We start from the raw sequence: 19,010 nt of genomic DNA on the forward strand, positions 1-19,010 counted from the left end.
TCTTGGTTGCTCTCCGTTAACGAAACGGGCCGGGATCGCCCGGCCTTGATCGCGCTTACCCCACCAATTTTTTTGTCATGGCCAGCAGCGCGCGGACGTCGTCCGGACGAGTATTGCCGGAAGCCTTATCAATAATCGAGCTGTAAATGTGCGGGATGATTTTGCTGACGCCCGCCTCCAGCGCGATTTGCAGAATGGCGGCATAGTTATCCAGGTCGATGCCGCCCGTCGGCTCCAGCCAGAAATCCTGCTCGGCGCAGGCTTTCGCCACCGTGCGAAACTCCTCGACAGCCTTTAGTCCGCCCATCGGGAAATATTTCACCGAGCTGCCGCCCATATCTTTCAGCAGCGCAATCGCGGTCGCTATCGGTACTATCCCCTCTGGCGCCTGCGAGCTGAGCGGCCCGGTGGAAATTTTGACCATGCCTGGCCTGCCCGTCGGCGAAATCAGGCCGTTAACCACCGTCTGGCGCTGGCCCAACAGCGCGCGGCTGGTCGCCACGCCGGTAAACACCTGGTTCACGTGCTGCGGTTGCAGCTGGCCTGCAATAGCGCTGACCATCGCCGACTGGTTCGGATCGCCCGCCCCCAGCCCAACGGAGAGCGCATTGTCGATCAGCGCCGCGTAGTCACGCATATCGGCAACGGCGCTTGCCACGCTGTCATAGTTTTTCGACAGCACGCCAACCAGCACGTGGCCTTCAGCCGCCTGCCAGATCTCGCGGGCGTTCTCTTTCGATCCTGCCAGCACGTTCAGACAAACGCGATCGCGATAGAAATTTGGCATAAGCGTCATGCTGTTTTCCCTTCTGATAATAATGCTCTGACGGAAACGTAAATAGTATTCAGCTGCTCTGGCGAGACGCTGCGCACGTCGACCTCGACAATGCCTTCATTGGCTTTATAGCCGCGAAAATAGATCGCTATCTCGCCTGTTTTTAACCTCTGCACGACGTCGCCCGTGGTCAGACCGATCTTAAGCTCGTCGAAATGGATTTCTGCCCTGGCGATATCTCGTCCGGCGGCATCCCAAACCACGCGCGCGCTGATGCCGTCCAGCGCGTTCAGGTTGTCGATAAACGGCGTCATCTTCTCGACCATCTGTGCGCCGGACATTTTCGGCTGTTGCAGATAGTTTTCGATAGCCTGCGTCAGGCCAAGGATGCCTTCCTTGCCGACCTTCATTGCCCGGCCGATGCCCTGCGACTGGCGCTTCACCCACTCAACGTATTTTTTGCGCCCCATCACCAGCCCGCTCGTAGGGCCTTCGATAGCCTTCGCGCCGCTGTAGATCACCAGATCCGCGCCGCCCTGGTAGTAGCGCTGTAAATCTTCTTCCGCCGCCGCATCGACAATCAGCGGCAGATTATGCTGGCGCGCAACGGCGGCCGCCTGTTCGACGCTGAGGTGGCTTTTCTGCACGCAGTGATGCGATTTGATATAAAGAATGGCCGCCGTTTGCGGCGTCACGGCGGCGGAAAGCTGCGCGGCGGAGCATTCGTTGGCGTAGCCTGCTTCTACCAGACGCCCGCCGCCCAGCGCGACCATAGTGCCGACGGGCGCGCCGTAATTAACGTTATGGCCTTTCGGCACCACGATATGGTGAGGAACAATCAGCGGCGCGGCGTGTAGGTTTTCCAGCAGCCAGTCGTTATCTTTGACGATGACCGCCGCCACGGATTGCGCGATGCCCGCCGACGCGCAGGAAACCACCACCGCATCCTCACAGCCGAGCAGGCTGGCGATATAAGCGCCGGTTTTATCAACCAGATCGTTCATTTCAAAATAGTGGTTAAGGCCGTACTTTACCGTGTCCACCACGTCGGCGGCAGGGGTAGAGACGCCCAGAATGGTCATGCGGCCCGAGGCGTTAATGACCTGTTTTAAGCCATATTTCTCATAAATCGAAGACATGATGCTTTTTCCCTTCTTCGGTAACAAACCAGCGGCCAGCCACCACGGCGGCCAGCGGCACCAGCTGCTTTTCGCCCGTGGCCGACTGGCCTTCGGAATCGGTAAACACGCAGGACGCATCCTGCACGTCGAAAACAGTCAGATCGGCGTCATAGCCCACCTCCAGCCGTCCCTTCTGCGATAGCCGCAGGCCGTCAGCCGCGTTGGCGGTCACGCAGTCAATAATTTGCGGCAGGGTCATGCCTACGCTGAAGAATTTCGCCATCACGTGCGCCAGCGAATGCACCGGCCCGTTAAGGCGGTTGCGACAGTAAATATCCGAGCTGATGGTTTGCGGCAGAATGCCCTGCGCGATAGCCACGCGCGCCACGTCGAAGCTGAAGCTGGCCGTGCCGTGCCCCACATCCAGCCGCACGCCGCGCTCCAGGGCACGATGAACGGAGGCGCGCAGCTGACCGGCAGGCGTCAGGATGCGGTTGGGCTTGCCGTTATAGCAGTGGGTGATGATGTCGCCGCTGTCCAACAGATCGGCTATTTCATCCAGATCGGGCGGGTTATTGCCAATATGCACCATCAGCGGCAGCCCGCCGTTTTCCTGCTGGATCGCTTTGGCGCGGATCAGCGGCTGCACGCCGTTTTTACCAACCACGCTGCTGCTGATGCGCGCCTTAATGCCGAGAATAAACCCCGGCAGCCGCTGCACCGCGTCACGCACGCCGACGCGGTCGATTTGCGTCATATCCGCCAGCTCGTTTTGCGTCACGATGCCGGTGCGCGCGATATTCAGCAGCGCGTAAACCTGCGTGCGGGCGCTGCGGGTTAAACGATAAAACTCGTCAACGTCGTCCGCGCCGGTGCTGCCCGCATCCACTACGGTCGTCACGCCGGTCGCGACGCCGATACAGTCCGCCTCGTCGTGATAAATCGGCGAGTTGGGATAGCAGTGCACGTGCGAATCGATCCACCCGGCGCTCAGGTAAAAAAGCCCGGCCAAATCGTACTCGCGGGTTGCCTGGCCGCTGACCTCGCCCAGCGCGGCAATTTTTCCGTTATGGACGGCGATATCGGTCAGCCCGCCGTTCACAAGGCGCGCCCGGCGCACAATAAAATCAAACATGGCAAACTCCTCCGTCTGCAAAAGCGGCCGCCAGCGCCGCTGAGCCCTGGCGATCGGGCTAGAGCGCCACCGGGAAAAATGCGCCCAGCAGCATTGCGCCCAGAATGGCGCCGCCGGTAATAGGCTTGTTCCAGAGATAAAACAGCAGCGCGCCGATGAGCGAACCCAGACCGATGGGAATTGAGGCGGCCATAGCCGAGAGAATAATTAGCGGCCCGAGGAAACGCCCGGACGCGTTGCCCGCGCCCATCATGACGTCGGCGCCATAGGTTGAATCGCTGTTATTGATGGTGAACCTGCGCGCCAGAATAATGAGGTAGCCGATCGCCAGGCCCAGGATCAGGCCGGTCAGCAGCGAGGCGGCAAAGTTGGCCACGGGGAAGATAAATCCGGCGCCCAACAGCAGCGCCGGCACGCCAAGGCCGACGCCCGTCTGGATGGCGCCGCCGATATCCAGAATGCCCACCAGCGACCCTTCGATAATACGGGCGAACAGAAAGCTCGCGCCAAAGGCCGCCACCGCGCCATAGACGCCGGTTTCCATACCCGCGCGCAGCATAGAGACAAAGGCGACCTCGTTAAACGCGCCCAGCCCATAGACGTAATACATATGCGTTCCGGCGAACACGCCGGCGGAAAGCAGGCCGACAAAGATCGGGAAAGACCAGTCGGCATACCAGAAACCGCTTTTTGCTTCCATTTTCCTCTCCTTATTTTCCGCTCAGCGCGTTATGGAACATCGACAGCCAGTCCGGCACGCCCAGCCGGAAAGATTCCAGCATTTTCATATCGAAGCCGCGGAAGAAGCCACTCAGGACAAACAGCAGCACGATGGCGAACATCATCACTTTGGTGACGCGATGCCAGCCGCTCTCCTCAACGCCCTTGCCGATCAAAATGCCCAGCACCAGTCCCGGCACCGCATTGCCCATAATCAGCTGCGCCAGGCCGCCGAAGATGGTGGCCCAGAAACCCGATTTTTTACCGGCATCGATTGCCGCCAGCCAGAAGATCACTGGCATCACGGTATTGACCAGCAGGTTAGCCGCAGGCACCAGCACCTTAACGGCGGTGATCTGGAGCGCCGCCGGCACGGCCGAAGCGGTAGAATTCAGAAAGGCGACCACCACCATGCCGATCAGGCCGCAGGCGATGGCCATTTTTTTCGGATCGTGCAGCGTTTCTGCCAGGTTGCGGTTTCGGATCATCAGCGCCGCCGCGCCCCAGTTCGGGATAATGCGGTGGTCGACGTCCTGGGTAAACGAGCCTGCGGCAACGGAAGAAGCCCAGGCGTTAAAGAAGAAGCCCAGACCAAACGAGAAGTGAGAGGCGGGATCGCCTTCACAGGAGTTGAGTTCACCCAGCGTGCGAAAGGCGCCCATGCCCTGAGTCGCCGGCGCATGAAACATACGCGCGGCGCCAGCGCCAACGCCTACTCCGACCAGGCCGCCGATAATAAGAGATTTAAAAAGGATAATTAAAAACATCACACTTTCCTTGCAGGCTTGCGCCAACGTTTTTAAGTTATGTTTGCCCGGCTAGCGCGTGAGGAAATCGATTTTGTCGACATCGATAGCGTTCACGCTGACGGTAATTTCCAGTTCGATGCTGTAACTCCGCCGCTCCCTCGCCAGAAAGAAAAACAAAAAGCGTTCTTTCCTGACGCTTTCCCGCGCCAGCACCACCCTGACCTCCTGCGGCTCAATGCGCAGCAGCACCTTACCGGTCGTCTTTAGCAGCGTGCTCTGCACACGGCTCAGCGCATCGGCGAACGCTTTCTCTTTGCTGTCGCCTTTGCCGCTGACCTTTACCGCTGTGGTAAATTGCTCCTTCATCGGTCAGGCACCGTGCTTCTTGTTCCAGGCCTGCACCAGGCGTTCGCCCAGCTCTTCTTTGTCCATAAAGCCAAAGCCGAGCACGTTCGCGCCCTCGTTGATGGCGGTTACGCCCTCTTCTACAGAGCGCATGCCATATTTCGCTTTGTAGCCGTGTTTGGTTTGCGCGGTAATAGCGCCTGCGCCGCCGCTGCCGCAAAAAGAGATGCCGAAAGTGGCATTTTCCGCTTTCATGACGTCGCCGAGCTTCATGTCCGCCGCCACGCCCGGCACCACCACGGCCTTCCCGCCCGCTTTCTCGACGCCTGCCGCGACTTTCTGGCCTTTCCCTAAACGATCGCCAATAACAACAATGACTTGTGACATAAGCATTTTCTCCGGCTGGTAAATTTACGGTTGGTTTTCTTTTGCGACTTCAACGTGAACGGAAAGCAGCCAGGCTTCTTCCTGGGGCAAGTTGCCAAAGAGATCCACCACCTGCTGGGCCAGCAACATGGATCCCGGCGAGATCTCGTCAAACAGTTCAGCCTCGACTTCCGGCAGCGGTTCGCCCGTTAGCGAGCGCGAAGCCATTGCCCGCACGTGCGAAGCCAGCATTTTTTGCTGAACGGCATCAGGATAAATATTTTTGGCAGCAAACAGCTCGCTGATTTGCATCATCACTTTGTCGGCAAGCGCCTGAACCGCCTGTTGCTCGTCGGTTTCTTTTACCGCCACTGCTCCGTCTTTCACGCAACGCCCCTTATTTTCCGTTTTGGTTCGGCTGTAAACCGAATTTATTCGCGAGAGAAATAAAGTAGCGCCGGAGGTAGCGATTTTGTAGACCGCATTTTTCCGTTTCAAAGTGGAAATAAGCGCGAAGCCAGGGAAATCCTTCACAAAATGGTTATTTCACTTAACAGAAGAGCAAAAGTGGAAGGTAAATCACAGTACGACAGAAAAAATGTCTGCCTGATCGGCCGATAACGGCGATCGCAGCGGCTATCCTGATGGAAACCATAGGAATTGCTTATGGTAGTGGAGAACGAAATCATTATTTAAATAAAAAAAAGAAAGATTAGCTCTATTTAAGAAATAAAACAGACATAAAGTAAATTCCCAGATAGTGAGAAGCCCCTGCGCGCTGACACAGGGGCAAAATCAGAATTCACGCTTGACAATCAAATAACCGTTAAATTCTATATTACACTCATAATCATTCGCAATGGTAGAGACAAGGAAAATATCCTCTTTTCCCTCCTTATCTTTAACAGTAAACTTAATTATGAGGTTAACAGGATTATCCTGTGAATATATTTCTTTGTTATCGCTTATCGATAAAAGGGTATCGGTTTTATAGGTTTTTTCGGCATAGTATTGTGATAACAAATCAGAGACAGGTTCGTTGAATAGCAATTCCGTGGTTACCCCATCGGGCGGTATGCTCTTAATGTCAATATGCATTTCCTCATGCATTTTATCCATCATTCTTATGGCAGTACCTGATATGGGCGACTTACAATTATTATCAAGCACCGGCGCGGCAAGCGTACAGGTGCTGCAAATAATTAAGGGGAGAAGAAAATATCTCATTCAACAATAATCTCCTTATCCTTTGAATCCCAAATTGCTTTACGGAACCTTGGATCCAGTATGATGCAGCCATTTGAGGCTTCGCCTGGATGCGTTTGACTTTCTCCATGAATTAGAAAACCACTCCGATTACACATATTGTTGCCTTTATCTGGCTCAAGGCGAAGCGTGAATCGACCCGCTTTTTTATGTGTGAATGGAACGCCTGCGATCCGGTATTTACCTCTGGGCAACGGGCCTCTATCGCGCAGACATTCATACTCAGGATTATCTTTATAGCCCGGAGCACCAGCATAAAGCGCGCTGAACTTGTATTCCCCGTTACGCTTAAAGGTCTTCATCATTACATTATACGTCCATGCCATTGTTACTCTCCTTGTTTACCTCACATGTTATAAAGCCTCTTAGCAAGATTACTTAACAGATATCGCTTAAGCGTTTCTATAGCGGCAGCAAAAAATTTAGGCCTCTTATAACCTCAATCAAAAAAGAATTGATTTTGCATAAACCTGGCGTATTATCGATTCAAGGTGGGATTTCTACGCATGCCACTTACGCATCATGAACCCTGGCAACCGACGGGGTTGTGAAGGCTATATGAGGAAGGTTATCTAATTTTTTCTATTTTACCGGCGATTTCATCGCCTCTATATTTATATAGCGGCGCTAGTGTAGGTTTTTATGGTTGGTATTCTTTGCCTGGCGGGATTTCTAAATTGATAGTTACGATAGCTATCACTTTTTGTGCATTTATTTACGGTTTCAGCATCAAAATTCATTAAAGCCCTCCAAAGCAAATATTAATCCATGCAGAAATCTCACTGTGGCGGAGATCTTTTCATTTTAAGGTTTTACAGGGCAGAACTCATCACCATCAGTAGCAGGCTGGGAAGTAAAGGGAGGCGCAGTCTGCGCCTCCCTTACATAAGCCACCAGAATTATTGTCCGGCGATTTTCATTTCTGGGATCAGCACGGAGCCGCACTGAATATTGCTGCGGGTTTCGATATCGCTGCCCACCGTGACCATATTGCGCCACATGTCCTTCAGGTTGCCTGCGATAGTGATTTCGCTTACCGGATACTGAATTTCGCCGTTTTCGACCCAGAAACCGGCCGCGCCGCGCGAGTAGTCGCCGGTGATGCCGCTAACGCCCTGGCCCATCAGTTCCGTTACTACCAGACCGGTGCCCATTTTTTTCAGCAGCTGGTCGAAGCTGTCGCCCTGACCGTTGATGCGCCAGTTATGGATGCCGCCCGCATGGCCGGTGCTTTTCAGGCCCAGCTTGCGCGCCGAGTAGCTGGTCAGCAGCCAGGTTTGCAGCACGCCGTCTTTGATGATGTCGCGCTGTTCGGTACGCACGCCTTCGCTGTCGAACGGCGTAGAGGCCAGGCCTTTACGCAGGTGTGGCTGCTCCTGGATGGTCAGCCATTCCGGCAGGATCTGTTTGCCCATCGCATCCAGCAGGAAAGTGGATTTGCGGTAGACGCTGCCGCCGCTGATCGCGCCGACCAGATGGCCAAACAGGCCGGTCGCCACTTCCGCCGCAAAAATAACCGGCGCTTTCATGGTGGCGAGCTTGCGCGGCGAGAGGCGCGACAGCGTGCGGCGGGCGCACTCTTCGCCGACCCACTCCGGCGACTTCAGGTCTTCGATAGCGCGGCCGATGGTGTAGGCGTAATCGCGCTCCATATCGCCGTTAGCTTCGGCAATAACGCTGGCTGAAATCGAATGGCGGCTGGATGAGTAGCCCTGGATCATGCCGTGGCTGTTGCCGAAGACCTTCATGCCGATATGGCTGTTGAAGCTGCCGCCTTCGGTATTGGTAATACGCTTGTCGGCTTTGAGCGCAGCCTGCTCGGCCCGCGCCGCCATCTCGATCGCTCTGTCAGGATCAAGATCGGTGGGATGGAAAAGATCCAGATCCGGCGCATCAAAAGCCAGTAGATCGCGATCCGCCACGCCCGCATAAGGATCGGCGGAGGTATAGCGGGCGATATCGACAGCCGCCTGCACGGTACGCGCGATGGCGTCCGGGCTGAGATCGGTCGAAGACGCGCTGCCTTTGCGATTCTGATGATAAACGGTAATGCCTAAAGCGCCGTCGCTGTTAAATTCAACGTTTTCTACTTCGCCGTAGCGGGTGCTGACGCCGATCCCCGTGGTTCTGGTGACGGCGACTTCCGCCCCATCGGTGCTGGCTTTGGCCAGCTCGAGTGCTGTTGCGACCGCCTCTTCGAGGGTTTTACGCTGTTCTGCAACTTGGGAGAGTAATTTCATCGACCTACCATATAATTAACAGAGGGCTTTTCTGGGTATACGCCACCAGATTTCCGGACTCTTCAGGGTTTCAGGTTTACCTGAGTCTAACAGACTCAGCGAACAATTTCGCAGTAGCCTGAGTTTCCTGATAGCATTAGCCTCTTTTTTAGGGAGCCTCCCATGACCAAACAGCCTGACGACTGGCTCGATGATGTACCAGATAACGAAGAAGAAGATGATGAAATTATCTGGGTCAGTAAAAGTGAAATTAAACGTGATGCCGAAGAGCTGAAGCGCCTGGGCGCCGAGCTGGTAGAACTGAGCGGTAACTCGCTGGATAAAATCCCGCTGGATGAAGATCTGCGCGCCGCCATCGAGCTGGCTCAGAAGATCAAGAAAGAGGGACGCCGCCGTCAGCTGCAGCTGATTGGCAAAATGCTGCGCTCGCGCGACGAAGATCCTATCCGGCAGGCGCTGGACAAGCTGAAGAACCGTCACAACCAGCAGGTTGCGCTGTTCCATAAGCTGGAGATGCTGCGCGATCGTCTGGTTGCCGAAGGCGATGACGCGATGGCGGACGTTTTACAGCTTTATCCGAACGCCGATCGTCAGCAGCTGCGCTCGATGATCCGCAACGCCCAGAAAGAAAAAGCGGCCAATAAGCCGCCGAAAGCTTCCCGCCAGATCTTCCAGTATCTGCGCGAGCTGGCCGAAGCCTCCTGAAAACGCTGCGGGTTTGCTTGCCCGCAGCGCCGACTGGCTGGCCCGTTACGCCAGCCGATCCAGCAGCTTCTGATGAATGCCGCCAAATCCCCCGTTGCTCATCACCAGGATGTAGTCGCCCGGCTGCGCCGTTTTAGCAATCATCTCTACCAGCGTATCCACGTCCGCGCTCCAGTGAGCGGGCTGTACGCACGCCTCTGCCACTTCGGCGACCTGCCACGGAATATGGTGCGGCTGCAGCAAAAACACTTCATCGGCCCGGCCCAGCGCAGGCGCTAAATCGTCTTTGCTGATGCCCATTTTCATGGTGTTGGAGCGTGGCTCCAGCACCGCCAGGATACGCGCTCTGCCGCCTACCTTGCTGCGCAGCGCGGTCATGGTCGCCAGAATGGCGGTAGGATGATGCGCAAAATCATCGTAAACCTTAATGCCATTGGCTTCGCCGCGCAGTTCCAGGCGACGGCGGGCGTTGATAAAGTCGTCCAGCGCCTTACCGGCATCTTCCGGCTTCACGCCTACGTGGCGTGCAGCGGCAATGGCCATCAGGCCGTTATGCATGTTGTGCTCGCCCACCAGCGACCAGTTCACTTCCGCCACGCGCTCGCCGTCCAGCCAGACTTCCCAATGCGAGGCGTCCGGCGTCAGCTTTTTCGCCTGCCAGCGGCCGTTTTCGCCGGTGCTTTCCTGCTCGCTCCAGCAGCCCATCGCTATCACCTGCTTCAGGTTGCTGTCCTGCTCCGGCACGATAATCCGTCCCTGACCCGGCACGATGCGCACCAGATGATGGAACTGCCGCTGGATCGCTTTTAAATCATCGAAAATATCCGCATGGTCGAACTCAAGGTTATTCAGGATCAGCGTGCGCGGGCAGTAATGCACGAACTTTGAGCGCTTATCGAAGAACGCGCAGTCATATTCATCCGCCTCAATCACGAAGAATGGGCTTTTTCCTAAAGTTGCGGAAACGTCGAAGTTACCCGGCACGCCGCCGATGACAAAGCCCGGCTCCAGCCCGCACGCCTGCAGGATCCACGCGGTCATGCCCGCCGTAGTGGTTTTTCCGTGCGTTCCGGCAACCGCAATCACCCAGCGGTCGCGCAGGACGAAATCGTGCAGCCATTGCGGGCCGGAGAGGTAAGGAATATTCCGTTCCAGCACCGCTTCCACACAGGCGTTGCCGCGCGTCATGGCGTTGCCGATGATCACTAAGTCGGGCGCGGGATCGAGCTGGGAAGCATCATATCCCTGAATTAAATCAATGCCTTGCTTTTCTAAAAGCGTGCTCATCGGCGGATAAACGTTGGCATCGGAACCGGTCACTTCATGACCCAGCGATCGGGCCAGCATTGCCAGACCGCCCATGAATGTGCCGCAGATACCGAGGATGTGAATACGCATAAAAGGTCCGTTTACTGAAAGGGTCGGTGCACAGTGTAGCGTCCTCATCGTGCGGAAGAAACGGAATTTGCCCTATGTTCTTTAGCCCTCATTCGGCTAAACTGCCTCGACATACGTTGGCAGTTTGTATCGCAGGCTGCTGTTCAACCGCAGATTCAGGGATTGTGTTATGAAAACGTTAGGCGAATTTATCGTCGAGAAGCAACACGACTTTCCTCACGCCACAGGTGAACTGACGGCGCTGATTTCAGCTATCAAGCTGGGCGCAAAAATCATTCACCGTGACATCAACAAAGCGGGGCTGGTCGATATTCTGGGCGCCAGCGGCGTGGAAAACGTGCAGGGCGAACAGCAGATGAAGCTCGATCTGTTTGCCAACGAAAAACTCAAGGCCGCGCTGAAAGCACGCGGTATCGTAGCCGGTATCGCTTCTGAAGAAGAAGATGAAATCGTTATTTTCGAAGGCGTTGAGAACGGTAAATACGTGGTGTTGATGGATCCGCTGGACGGCTCTTCCAACATCGACGTTAACGTTTCCGTCGGCACAATTTTCTCTATCTACCGCCGCATCACGCCGCCAGGCACGCCGGTAACGGAAGAAGATTTCCTGCAGCCGGGCAGTCAGCAGGTTGCCGCGGGCTATGTCGTCTACGGTTCCTCTACCATGCTGGTTTACACCACCGGCTGTGGCGTACACGCTTTCACCTACGATCCTTCGCTGGGCGTTTTCTGCCTGAGCGCGGAAAAAATGGCTTTCCCGGAAAAGGGCTACACCTATTCCATTAACGAAGGCAACTACATCCGTTTCCCGCAGGGCGTGAAGAAATACCTGAAGTTCTGCCAGGAAGAAGATCAGCTGACCCATCGCCCTTATACCTCGCGCTATATCGGCTCGCTGGTGGCGGATTTCCACCGCAACCTGCTGAAAGGCGGCATCTATCTCTATCCAAGCACCGCCAGCCACCCACAGGGCAAGCTGCGCCTGCTGTATGAGTGCAACCCGATGGCGTTTCTGGCCGAACAGGCCGGCGGCAAGGCCAGCGACGGCAAAAACCGCATTCTGGATCTGGTGCCGGAAACCCTGCATCAGCGCTCGCCGTTCTTTGTCGGCAACACCGATATGGTTGACGACACCGAGCGTTTCCTGCGCGAATATCCGGACGCTTAAGGCCGACGGCTATGCAGACAGGGCGATCTTCGGATCGCCCTGTTTTTTTTGCGTGCGCTTTGCCAGCACGTTAAATAATCGGCCAGCGTACTGGAGCAATCTGAAAGCCCAAAAAGGGGGCATACTTTCATATCCAGTTGGCTATAATGAGCGTCACTTGATTTAAGACGATTAAAGGAATTCACCATGAGTTTAAACCAGGTTCCAGCGGGTAAAGATCTGCCAGAAGATATCTACGTTGTTATTGAAATCCCGGCCAATGCCGATCCGATCAAATATGAAGTAGATAAAGACTCCGGCACGCTGTTTGTTGACCGTTTCATGTCTACCGCGATGTTCTATCCGTGCAACTACGGTTACATCAACCACACGCTGTCTCTGGACGGTGACCCGGTAGACGTGCTGGTGCCGACGCCATACCCACTGCAGCCAGGCTCAGTGATCCGCTGCCGTCCGGTTGGCGTGCTGAAAATGACCGACGAGTCTGGCGAAGACGCCAAGCTGGTTGCGGTTCCGCACACCAAGCTGACCAAAGAGTACGATCACATCAAAGATGTGAACGACCTGCCGGAACTGCTGCGTGCGCAGATCACCCACTTCTTCGAGCAGTATAAAGCGCTGGAGAAAGGCAAATGGGTGAAAGTGGAAGGCTGGGACAACGCTGAAGCGGCGAAAGCTGAAATCATCTCCTCTTTCGAGCGCGCGAAGAAGTAAACCGCCGCCCGGACAGTAGATAAAAAAACACCGCTCAGTGAGCGGTGTTTTTATTTATGTCACGCGTGTCAGGCAGGATCCTGGTTATCCCGCAGCAGCCAGTCTCCGCTGGCTATCCGCTGCTTGCCCTCTACCGAACGCTGATAAACGTACAGCCATGCGCTGCCGTAAGGCGTCGGCATCAGCTCGCGCTTATACTCTCCGCCTTTGGTTCTGAGCGCGTCCAGCTCGCCCAGCGTGGAGGCGTCCACCCGGTAGACCTCGCAGTAAACCTGCCCGCTACCCGCGACGACGCCGGGGTAAAGACCCAGATTATATAGCTCGTAGCCGTCGATCTGATGATCGCCCAGCCACTGCCCGTTGGTCATCCAGTGACTGTTGCCTTGCTTGCGTCTCAGGCTGCCGTAGACAATTATTCGCATTGCTAGAACTCAAACTGATAGAGCACATCAAGCGCCTGGTCTACACCAGACACCGCTTCCAAATAAAGTTTGGGCATCAGGCGATAACGTAAGGTTAAGGTCGCCAGTGAATCAAATATGCCAACACCATATTTTACCTGTAGACCCGGCAGCACGTAACCGCTGACCTGAACCTGCTGGCTGTCGCCGACGCCCGCCGTGTCCAGCGCGAGATTACTTACGCCGAAAGTCTCCCCGATTTTACCCACAACCTGCCCACTTTGTGCAAGCCCTAATCCCACCAGCGCCGAGGTTAATGCGCTGCTGTCGCTGCCGGTCGCGTCCAGACCCTGTCCACGCAGCAGATAAGAGAGCGCTTCCTGCTGCGACATAGCCGGATCGGAGAAGACTTCCGCCTTCGGCTCGTCGGCCAGACCGGTAACGCGCACGCCTGCTGTGACGTCATTTTCCGTGGCTTCCGGGTTGCGGATAGCCTCGATGTTGAGGTAAGGCTGGTTGGCCGGGCCAGAGAATTGCAGCTCGCCTTTACGCACGATCAGATCCTGACCGTAGGCATGGAAACGCCCGGAAGGAATGTTGATCTGGCCGTTCAGCCCCAGCCCGCGTTTATCCTGCGCCAGCTTCAGATCGCCGTTCAGCTTCGCTTTCAGCCCAAAGGCGCTCAGACGCACGTCGTTACCGACGTGAATAACCAGGTTGCTGTTGATCGGAATCGAGGTGCTTTTCGGCGCAATCGGCTTGAGGTTTTCATCCAGCAGCACTTCATCCGACGAGACGCCAACGGCGCTTTCCGGCACTTCCTGGACGGTCACGCGCGCCCAGGGAATATCGACGCGGCCGTTCAGGTTAAACGCCTGCGGCGTGGCTTCAAACTCCAGATCCGGCGAAACGTCCATGCGGATCATCGGCGGCACCGTCACGCGGATTTTGCTGCCCTTCGCCGCAATACGCGCCCGCCAGGCGTCCAGCTGCGCCCAGTCCGCGTCGCCGCTGAGCGCCAGCTGCCCCTGAGACGTCTCGATCAGACCCTGTAGGGTAGAACTCATGCCGTTAAAGACCATGTTCAGATTGGCTGAGGTCAGATCGACCGGCATAAAGCTGCCCTGAACATCGACGTTTTTCAGCCCCAGTTGACCAAAGACCTGCGGTTTTTGCAGGCTGCCGCCCAGGCGCAGCGCGCTGTTAAGCACGCCGGCCACTTTTTCGCCCTGCATCAGCGCCGGATTGAGCAGCGTCAGATCGATGTTTTTGATATTAACGTTGCCGGAAAGCCCGCGTTTGTTCTGCGGATCGGCGATCTGCACATTGCCGTCCAGCTGGCCGTTTTTAGCGATGCGGATCAGCCAGTCGAGCTGGGCACGACCGTTACGCAGCGCCGCGTTCAGGTTCAGCGTATCAAAGGCTACGGGCAGCGTATTGCCGTCCACATCCTGCGCGACCTTCACGCCGTTGCCTTTCAGCGAGACGCGGCCCTGCGGCAAACCGCCGTCTGCTGTCCAGCTGACGTCGGCATCGCCGCTGAAGACACCGCTGAGTTTGGTTTCATCCGTCAGGAAAGGTTTCACCATCGCCAGATCGAAACGGTTGAGCGTCACCTTCGCATGGCCGGACGGGCCGGCTTCGATGGTTTGCGGCACGCACAGTTCAGCGTTGGGGTTTTGCCAGCAGTGCGGGCCAACCGAGACCGTCTGGCTACTGTTGAGATAGTCCAGCGCAATGGCGCGCGTTAAGCGCCATTCCCCTACCGGGGTGTCGAAGCGGGTATTGTTCAGCGTGCCGCGCCAGCGCTGCTGGCTGCGATCGAAGCTGCCGTTCAGCTGGAGCTGGCCGGAAACCGGATCGCCATTGACCGTCAGCTTCAGCTGGTGCGCTTTTTCATCGCCGCTGGCGTCCAGATCCAGCCGGTTAACCGTCAGCGTGTCCTGCTTCAGCCGATCCACGCGCAGCGCCAGCTTGCCCTGGATCTGCTCGCCTGATTTCACGTCGCCCTGTAGCGCGACGCGGGCGATGCTCATCGCCTGCCAGCGGAGGCCGGTAGCGGTTAAATCAGCCAGCAGCTGCGGCGTTTTCAAATCGCCGCGCGCTTTGATGGTGCCCTTCGCCACGCCGCCCAGGCCAGGCAGCGCGTTATACAGATGCTCAGCGTCAATATTGGCGTCCAGCGACAGCTTGTCGCCGAGCGAGCCTTTAACATCGACATTATTACGGCCCAACACCAGTTTGATGCCGGGAATATCCCACTGGTTGTAGCTGTTGCCGTAAAGCGAGCCGTCAGCGCTAACCGCATTCTGTTTCACGTTGCCGCGCAGCTTCAGTTCAGGTACGCGCATTTGCCAGCTGCCGCCGTACAGGCTGCCGCGCGTGGTGATTTTACCTTCCAGCTTCGCTGGCCAGTCGGGATACTGCCGGGCGGTGTTGATGCCGTTAAGCTGAAGCTCGCTGCGCCAGCTGATCGCCTTGCTCCAGTCCACCAGCGCCGTCAGGTCGGTGGTGCCCTCCAGCGCGGCCAGCCGCAGCTTATCCAGCGAGAACTGCTCCGCGTTACCCTTGCCGTCCAGCGTAAGCGTGGCGGGCGGAATGGCCTGGCCGCGCAGCGCGGCTTTCAGCGACATAACATAGTCCGTCGCTTTGCCTTTTATGCTGAAGTTCAGGTTATCGGCCTGATACTGCGTTTCGCCGGTCAGCGGCCAGCGCAGCTGCGCGCTTTGCATCGTCATCGCCAGCGGCAGGCCCGCTTCGGCCAGCTTCGTTTGCGCGTTCAGCTGCATCCGCACGGGGCCGGAAAGGTTCAGTGCCAGATCCAGCTGCTCACGCAGGCCGCCGCCGACGGTCATTTTGATCTTCTCGCCTTTGATCGGATCGACGTTAAGCGAGCTGGTGAGGTTGAAATTCACTGGCCAGGCATCCGCCAGCTGTGCCTGACCGCTGGCGTTGAGCTGACCCTGCGGCGAATCTACATCCAGCGTTTCCAGACGCAGCAGGCGATCCTGCGTTTGCGCCTTCACCAGCAGACGCGTGATGGCGATATCGGTATCGCCGGTAATGCGCAGCTGCTCGCCGAGGATCTGCTGGACGTTTACATCCAGCGGCATTTTGAAATCAGGCAGATCCGGCAGCAGCGGTTTGGCGAACATCGCCTTCAGCGTTTCGCCCAGCGGCGGCTCGTTAGCCTGCGGCTGCTGCACTTTTGGCTGCACCACCTGCTCGTCGGCCACTTTGGCCGCCTTCGGCAGCGCAATCAGCAGGCCCTGAATATGGGTCGGCGTTAAGGTCAGCGCGCGCTGCTGCCAGCTGAGGCCAGAGGTAAAGTCCGCCAGCGAGATCGCCGTGTCGTCTACTTTTACCGTGACGTTATGCAGCGCCAGCTGGCGCAGCGTAATCGGGTACGGCGTGCTGAGATCGCCGGAAGAGGCTTCATCCTCTTTCGCTTCCGGCGCGGGCGGCCCCAGCTTTTTGCTGTCCACCACCACGCTGACGTCGCGCAGTGCAAGGTCATTGACGCAGAACGCGCTGTTTTTCAGGCAGCCCAGCTGCAGGGCCAGATGAAACTCGCCGGCATTAACCGTCACGCCAGGCATCTCATACTGCACGCCTTTTAACGTCAGGTTACGCCAGCCGCCGCTGACCTGTTTGATGTCCAGCCCCGGCACCCAGCGCGCCGCGCCGTTCAGCACCAGATGTAATCCGGTGGTGGTGCCAATTAAAAATGCCACGCTGCCGAGCAGCACAACCAGGAAAATCAGGATGCCAATAAGGACCTTTTTCCAGCGACTCATAATTCAGGCCCCAATCCGATATAAAACTGTATGTCCCGATCTTCGCTGTCGCCGACCGGACGGGCGATATCCAGCTTGATCGGCCCAACCGGCGACTGCCAGCGCACGCCGAAACCGGCGCCGGTTTTGACATTGCTCTGCTTGATGTCGTTGACCGCTTCGCCGGAATCCACAAACACCGCGCCCCACCATTTACCGGTTACGTTGTACTGATATTCCACCGATCCGGTCGCCAGCTTCGAGGCGCCGGTCAGCTTGCCATCGTCGTCGCGCGGCGAAATGCCTTTGTACTTGTAGCCGCGAATGCTGCGGTCGCCACCGGCGAAAAAGCGCAAATCAGGCGGCACGCGTTCAAAATCGTTGGTTTCAATCCAGCCGAGATTGCCGCGCAGCACGAAGCGATGTTTATCCGCCAGCGTGCGGATCCAGACGTTTTGCGCCTGCACCACGGCGAAATCGATATCCGAGGCCCAGGTCGTATCGGAGACATCCAGCGAGTAGCGCTGCGAGTCGCCCCACACGGGCATCAGGCCGCCGCGCGAACGGGTGCGGTTAACGCTGACGCCGGGATAGATCAGCATGGTGGTGTTGGTGACGTTACCCTGGGTAAAGTGATCCAGGCTCCAGTGCAGATTAATGGCGCGCTGCCAGCCCGTAGAGGATTCCCAGTAGCGGGACGCGGCCAGCGTGGTGGAGTCGGATTTGGTGTCGTTCAGGTCGGTTCTTTTCAGGCCGCCCTGCAGCAGGTAATACTGCTCGACCGGGTTTTTCAGCAGCGGGATTTTATAGCTGAAGTCGAGCTGCTGCTCCGGCGCAGAGATATTGGCGCTGGTGGTAAAGCTGTGGCCGTAGGAGTTTACCCAGGGCCTTTTCCAGGTCGCTTTAACGCGCGGGCCGACGTCGGTGGAATAGCCCACGCCCGTTTCGATGGTGTTTTCCGTACGCGGACTGACCACGCCGTGCAGCGGTAATATTTTATTTTTGCGGGATTGATCGAACTGCGGCGCGACCACCACGGAATTAAACCAGCCGGTAGAGGAAAGGCGGCGGTTCAGCTCGGCCAAATCGCGCGAGCTGTAGTAGTCGCCCTTTTTAAACGGCACCAGGTTTTGCAGGTATTCCTCGCGGATCTGCGACCCTTCAAAGGTGACGTCGCCAAAGCGGTAGCGCTGACCGCTGTCGTAATCGATATCCCAGAAAGCTTCGTGCCGCTCGACGGAAACGCCCAGCTGGCTTTTGCGGTAGTCGCCGTCAAAATAGCCTTTGCGCAGCGCCAGATTGCTGAGCGAGCTTTTAAAGCTGTCGTAGTCGCTGTGGTTAAGCACGCCGCCGATTTTGGCTTTGCCGGTGCGTACCAGCGTCTGGTAATCCTCGTCGGTGCGCGCGCCACCGCGAATAATCACCGTTTCGCCCGCCAGCTTCACCGGCGGGCCGGGCGTGACTTTCGTCAGCAGCACCGGACGTCTGCCGCCCGCAGGCGGCGGCTGCAGTTCAAATTCAATTTCCGGCTCGTAGTAGCCCAGCGCCTTAAGTCCTTCCTTAACCGCTTCGCTGACGCGCGCGCGGAAACGCCCATCGGAGGTCACTTCCTCGCTTGCGATGGTCGACAATCTTGCGCGCACGTTTTTTTGTAATTCCCCAGACAGGCCAGTGACCTGCAAACGCACCGTAGCCGCCTGAGCGGCAGGCACGGCTGCGATCAGACCTAACATGCAATAGACATGGATTCGTGGCACGCTAACTCCTGAATTTATTGCCGGCCCGGATTCCAGATGGGCGCAACTGCTGAATCTTGAAAATAGCCCGCTTAAGCATGGCAACTTTTTACGGGTTCAGAGGCTCTTTTTCACTGAAAGGCCGAAATTTGCGTTATTGTGTGCAAAGAATCGCCAGGTTACAACCATGGATCGTGAGGGAATGTTACGCTATATCAGCCTGCAATGCAGACTCGGATAAATCTCACCGCCGGTTCGCCTGCAGCGCCGTAATTGTAAGCAATCCTCACCACAGCTATAATCTCTGGCAGAGGCCGCGCTGCGGCCAGTTAACGTCTTTCTGCCCAAGCCAAATGGCGCAGACATTTTTGGCACGGATAGCCCGGTGCCGCTCA

General features: G+C 56.8%; 18 protein-coding genes. 3 read left to right on the plus strand and 15 right to left on the minus strand.

Translation table 11 applies throughout. The annotated features are described in order from the left end of the window. Positions 1-55: 55 nt before the first annotated feature. The 11 genes from ACA373_RS15555 to pmbA all read right to left on the minus strand — a co-directional run bounded on the left by ACA373_RS15555 (position 56) and on the right by pmbA (position 8,717). On the minus strand, positions 56-796 hold the full coding sequence (locus ACA373_RS15555; protein ID WP_370734779.1) for a KDGP aldolase family protein: 741 nt from the start codon (positions 794-796) through the stop codon (positions 56-58). Continuing rightward, complete coding sequence (locus ACA373_RS15560; RefSeq protein WP_370734780.1) at positions 793-1,914, minus strand: DgaE family pyridoxal phosphate-dependent ammonia lyase; 1,122 nt, start codon at positions 1,912-1,914, stop codon at positions 793-795. The genes ACA373_RS15555 and ACA373_RS15560 overlap by 4 nt, the downstream gene beginning before the upstream one ends. Next, positions 1,898-3,031 carry an amidohydrolase/deacetylase family metallohydrolase gene (locus ACA373_RS15565; protein ID WP_370734781.1) on the minus strand — a complete coding sequence of 378 codons (1,134 nt, stop codon included), beginning with the start codon at positions 3,029-3,031 and terminating at the stop codon, positions 1,898-1,900. The genes ACA373_RS15560 and ACA373_RS15565 overlap by 17 nt, the downstream gene beginning before the upstream one ends. Before the next feature lie 58 nt (positions 3,032-3,089). Then, positions 3,090-3,731: a DUF4310 family protein gene (locus ACA373_RS15570; RefSeq protein WP_125290346.1), complete on the minus strand. Its 642-nt coding sequence runs from the start codon at positions 3,729-3,731 to the stop codon at positions 3,090-3,092. 10 nt (positions 3,732-3,741) lie between these two features. Next, positions 3,742-4,518, minus strand: coding sequence for a DUF4311 domain-containing protein (locus ACA373_RS15575; RefSeq protein WP_253455811.1), 777 nt, complete (start codon positions 4,516-4,518; stop codon positions 3,742-3,744). 51 nt (positions 4,519-4,569) lie between these two features. Next, on the minus strand, positions 4,570-4,866 hold the full coding sequence (locus ACA373_RS15580) for a DUF4312 family protein (protein WP_301252918.1): 297 nt from the start codon (positions 4,864-4,866) through the stop codon (positions 4,570-4,572). Positions 4,867-4,869: 3 nt separating this feature from the next. Then, entirely contained in the window at positions 4,870-5,232 is a 363-nt protein-coding gene (locus tag ACA373_RS15585) for a glycine-rich SFCGS family protein (protein WP_253455817.1), read from the minus strand. A gap of 24 nt (positions 5,233-5,256) precedes the next feature. Continuing rightward, a complete protein-coding gene (locus tag ACA373_RS15590) occupies positions 5,257-5,598 on the minus strand; it encodes a glycine dehydrogenase (protein ID WP_301730294.1) in 342 nt (113 codons plus the stop codon). Positions 5,599-6,006: 408 nt separating this feature from the next. Then, positions 6,007-6,438, minus strand: coding sequence for a hypothetical protein (locus tag ACA373_RS15595; protein ID WP_301730295.1), 432 nt, complete (start codon positions 6,436-6,438; stop codon positions 6,007-6,009). Continuing rightward, entirely contained in the window at positions 6,435-6,803 is a 369-nt protein-coding gene (locus ACA373_RS15600; RefSeq protein ID WP_370734783.1) for a tlde1 domain-containing protein, read from the minus strand. Before ACA373_RS15600 ends, ACA373_RS15595 begins: the two co-directional genes overlap by 4 nt. Positions 6,804-7,376: 573 nt before the next feature. Then, positions 7,377-8,717: a metalloprotease PmbA gene (gene pmbA, locus ACA373_RS15605; protein ID WP_125290339.1), complete on the minus strand. Its 1,341-nt coding sequence runs from the start codon at positions 8,715-8,717 to the stop codon at positions 7,377-7,379. Positions 8,718-8,879: 162 nt separating this feature from the next. Here pmbA and yjgA point away from each other — a divergent pair, with 162 nt between their 5' ends. Then, positions 8,880-9,422, plus strand: coding sequence for a ribosome biogenesis factor YjgA (gene yjgA / locus ACA373_RS15610; protein ID WP_253455830.1), 543 nt, complete (start codon positions 8,880-8,882; stop codon positions 9,420-9,422). A 45-nt stretch (positions 9,423-9,467) separates the two neighbouring features. Here the strand turns inward: yjgA and mpl are convergent, their stop codons facing one another. Next, entirely contained in the window at positions 9,468-10,820 is a 1,353-nt protein-coding gene (gene mpl, locus ACA373_RS15615) for a UDP-N-acetylmuramate:L-alanyl-gamma-D-glutamyl-meso-diaminopimelate ligase (RefSeq protein ID WP_125290337.1), read from the minus strand. 169 nt (positions 10,821-10,989) lie between these two features. Between mpl and fbp the strand changes: the two genes are divergently transcribed. Continuing rightward, complete coding sequence (gene fbp / locus ACA373_RS15620) at positions 10,990-11,988, plus strand: class 1 fructose-bisphosphatase (protein WP_253455834.1); 999 nt, start codon at positions 10,990-10,992, stop codon at positions 11,986-11,988. A 186-nt stretch (positions 11,989-12,174) separates the two neighbouring features. Beyond that, positions 12,175-12,702, plus strand: a complete 528-nt coding sequence (gene ppa, locus ACA373_RS15625) for an inorganic diphosphatase (RefSeq protein ID WP_125290335.1) — start codon at positions 12,175-12,177, stop codon at positions 12,700-12,702. 68 nt (positions 12,703-12,770) lie between these two features. On the opposite strand, the gene ACA373_RS15630 is transcribed toward ppa, so the two are convergent. From ACA373_RS15630 to ACA373_RS15640, 3 genes are read right to left on the minus strand one after another with little or no spacing between them, the layout of a single operon-like run. Beyond that, the gene (locus tag ACA373_RS15630) at positions 12,771-13,124 is read right to left on the minus strand and encodes a gamma-glutamylcyclotransferase (RefSeq protein WP_125290334.1); all 354 of its coding nucleotides are present in this window, start codon (positions 13,122-13,124) and stop codon (positions 12,771-12,773) included. Positions 13,125-13,126: 2 nt separating this feature from the next. Then, positions 13,127-16,900 (minus strand): translocation/assembly module TamB domain-containing protein, encoded by a 3,774-nt coding sequence (locus ACA373_RS15635; protein WP_370734784.1) that lies wholly within the window; start codon positions 16,898-16,900, stop codon positions 13,127-13,129. After that, entirely contained in the window at positions 16,897-18,612 is a 1,716-nt protein-coding gene (locus tag ACA373_RS15640) for an autotransporter assembly complex family protein (RefSeq protein ID WP_370734835.1), read from the minus strand. The genes ACA373_RS15635 and ACA373_RS15640 overlap by 4 nt, the downstream gene beginning before the upstream one ends. Between the last annotated feature and the right edge of the window lie 398 nt (positions 18,613-19,010).

The organism is Erwinia sp. STN24, assembly GCF_041320675.1.
Taxonomy (GTDB): Bacteria; Pseudomonadota; Gammaproteobacteria; order Enterobacterales; family Enterobacteriaceae; genus Erwinia; species Erwinia aeris.